The 2,869-nt window shown below is 39.4% G+C and carries 4 protein-coding genes; all 4 read right to left on the bottom strand.

From position 1 onward, the window contains the following. Nucleotides 1-120: 120 nt before the first annotated feature. Nucleotides 121-1,419, bottom strand: coding sequence for an RNA-guided endonuclease InsQ/TnpB family protein (locus WIW52_RS08240; RefSeq protein WP_337709821.1), 1,299 nt, complete (start codon nucleotides 1,417-1,419; stop codon nucleotides 121-123). Then, complete coding sequence (locus WIW52_RS08235) at nucleotides 1,397-1,981, bottom strand: IS607 family transposase (protein WP_337709820.1); 585 nt, start codon at nucleotides 1,979-1,981, stop codon at nucleotides 1,397-1,399. Before WIW52_RS08235 ends, WIW52_RS08240 begins: the two co-directional genes overlap by 23 nt. A 67-nt stretch (nucleotides 1,982-2,048) precedes the next feature. Beyond that, nucleotides 2,049-2,510, bottom strand: a complete 462-nt coding sequence (locus WIW52_RS08230) for a type II toxin-antitoxin system VapC family toxin (RefSeq protein WP_337709819.1) — start codon at nucleotides 2,508-2,510, stop codon at nucleotides 2,049-2,051. Beyond that, nucleotides 2,500-2,869 (bottom strand): hypothetical protein (locus tag WIW52_RS08225; RefSeq protein WP_337709818.1); only part of this gene is annotated, 370 nt, incomplete at its 5' end. The genes WIW52_RS08225 and WIW52_RS08230, both read right to left, overlap by 11 nt.

Genomic DNA, 2,869 nt, shown 5'->3' with positions numbered 1-2,869 from the left:
ATTACTGTAAAACGGTATTAAGAAGAAAGCGGAAAAAATAGGTATGATTTAATTCGTACGTAGTCGTCACTTCTTCCTTCTCAGGGCGTAGTATACCAGTAATACACCGGGGTTTGGGCTTCATTGAATTTTCATGAATTTGTATTCAATTCTCAGCCCTTGGGCTTCACCGGAGTCACGGGGCATTGCCCTGTTCATACCCCTCCGCCCCTTTAGCGGGATAACCCCAACCCACCTACTCCCGGTGGGAGTAAAAAAGAGGTGGGGAAACCCGCACATCTTGAGGTATATGTTTAGAGATGCGTTTAATTGCCTATCCAGAGTGAACCCACACCTCTCGCAGTGAAAAGTCCTGCCTACCTTTCGGGAAACCCATCCACATCTGGGGCAGGACTTGGAAGTGTGGTAAGGGTTCACCTCCTTCAAGAAGGAACCGTAAAGTGGGGCTTTGTATTTAAGTATGCGGTGTATAGTCCTCCACACAGTCCTTGAAATCCTCTTAGACAGCTTGTCATCAGCGTCTTGGAACATTGACTGTTTATTCAACTTTTCAACAGCAAACATAGTGAGAGGATACATTTCCAGCAGCTTGTTCACAAACCTGTGAACGTAATGTAACACGCGATTCCTCTCACGGTGGGAGTACTTCCTCAACAACTCCTTCCCCTTCCTACCGTGCTTTGAAGCAAAAGATTGTATTTTACTCCTCTTCAACTCCATACCGTACTTTAGACTGTACAACTCCTTAATTGAAAAAGTGATGAACTTCTCCCCATCATAAGCGTCCAATGTGTAAAGGTTGCTATCAATTGCTAGGAAATCTAGGGGTGTAAACCAAGGTAACTTATAACGAAATGGTAGGTGAACTTTGTCCTCCTTAATTATGGGCTCACCCAACTCAAGTCCTTTAACTCTTCTAGAGAACCATTTGTGAGACCAAGAGAAGGTAATATACTCATAAGGTCTTACAGTAATCCTAACTTCTTCGCCCTCAACTTTCCTAAGTGTCGACTTTACCCTGACGTAAATCTTCCTCAGTGTTGGTTTCCTCAATGACGCTTGCCCCTTTTCAGCCCTCCTCTTCCACCCCTTTAATATTGAGTAAGCATCATTTATTACCTTGTCCACGTAGTGGGAAGCTAGATTGTTAATCTTTTCAAGCTCGTTTCTCAACGCCTTGTAAACTTCCTTTTTCTTAGGCAGAGTTATTTTGATCTTAGTGGCTTTCTTACCTTTCTTTGTCTCTTTTCTCTCAACTTTTACCCTCTCCCATAACCAGTCTAAAGCCTTCTGTAGTAGGTGTTTATAGTTCTCCAGTAGTATTTTCGTCTCCTCCTTCTTATTATTCTTCAGGGAGTAAGTTAGGTAGACGTATTCCTCCTCTGGTCGGAATGATTTAAGCCTTAAGTTCTTCGACACATTTCTTCACCATCTCATATTTATGGCTCCTCATTTCATACAACTTTCCGCTGAATGATACCAAGATGGAGATTAGGTCTTCGATTAGTTCTTGTTCTGGTGTTTTGTCCTCTTTGTTTAGCACTATGAGCTCACAGTTGTGTGCTTTGCACACTTCTTCAAGTATTTCAAAGCCAAACCTTACTAGTCTGTCCGGGTAGGCTATGACAACTTTTGACACTTCGTTGTTTAGTATCATCCTCAATAGCTTGAGGAATCCCTTCCTCTTCATGTTTAATGAAGATCCGACGTCAGTTATTACTTGGTCGTAGTCCTTAACGTTCTCCTCTAGGTACTTTACTTGGTTTATCAAGTCGTCTTTTTGTGTATTTGATGGTACCCTAGCATAGAGTATCACTTTCCTCTTCCTAACTATTCCCATGAGTCTTTCTACGTCCTCTTCTTTAAACCTCCATTTTCCACTCTGTAGTATTACTGGTCTTATGTAACCCTTCTTAACATAGCTCTGTAGTGTGCGGTATGATATTCCTAAGCGTTGACACACTTCTTTAGGTTTAAGCATTGTAGTTAAACTTACATACAAAGTATATAAACTTCACGGTTTATCTGAAACTGTTGACAACGGCACTCTAACTTCTACATACGTAATATTCTACCTCGTCCAATTTCTCGCAATTTAACATTTTGGTAAAATCCTCATCCTTAGTTAGAATATAACACCGTTGAGTATATGCAAAAGCTGAAATAAACAGATCTATTCTCCAATTCTCTCCTTTAGGTTTAAGTCCTTTATTCCTTATTTGTTTTTCTAACCTAGAGGCAAATATAGCCTCATCTATATCGAAAGGCAATATCATGAAATCAGATAAAAATTGCTGTAACTGTACATCCTCATCTGATCCAGCGAGAATTTCCTCGTAAATTAGTGTTGTTATCGCTTTTCTACTACATTGATTAAAAATTCTTGACAATATATTACGCTTTCTCTCATGATTTTTTCTCAACAATATTCTTATATAATCAATTATTACACTTGTATCAAAAATTACACACTGACTGTCGCATAAGTTGATAATCTCATCAACGTTCATTAACTATCTCTTCTAATCTTTCGATATTAATATAATTAACAATATCTTCAAAAGGTCTAGGCTTAATGCAGGGATACTTTTTAGAGTATATAACTTTAGTTATCGCAGAATCTATAATATGGCCAACTAACGCACCTACTATTACACCAGTTATATCCCCGAGAAATTTATCATCGTCAGATTTGCTTAATGACCTACCAGCACCAGTTATAGTACCCATTACCTTCCCTAGGATTAGCTCCTCAATCTCTTCCCCACCTAACTTCTCGCAAACGGATTTTGCGATCCTAATGCTCTCATCGTCATTGTTAGCCGTATACCTAATGTTTATTTCTCCAATCCTTCTGTGATCCTTAGAC

This window comes from Stygiolobus sp. RP850M, from assembly GCF_037389295.1.
Lineage (GTDB): Archaea > Thermoproteota > Thermoprotei_A > Sulfolobales > Sulfolobaceae > Stygiolobus.
The sequence above is the reverse complement of the archived record's forward strand: the minus strand, read 5'-3'. Positions and strand labels throughout refer to the sequence as shown.

Coding starts and splice junctions, on each gene's coding strand:
- WIW52_RS08235 (WP_337709820.1), bottom strand. CDS start 1,981: ATGCTTAAACCTAAAGAAGTGTGTCAACGCTTAGGAATATCATACCGC.
- WIW52_RS08230 (WP_337709819.1), bottom strand. CDS start 2,510: ATGAACGTTGATGAGATTATCAACTTATGCGACAGTCAGTGTGTAATT.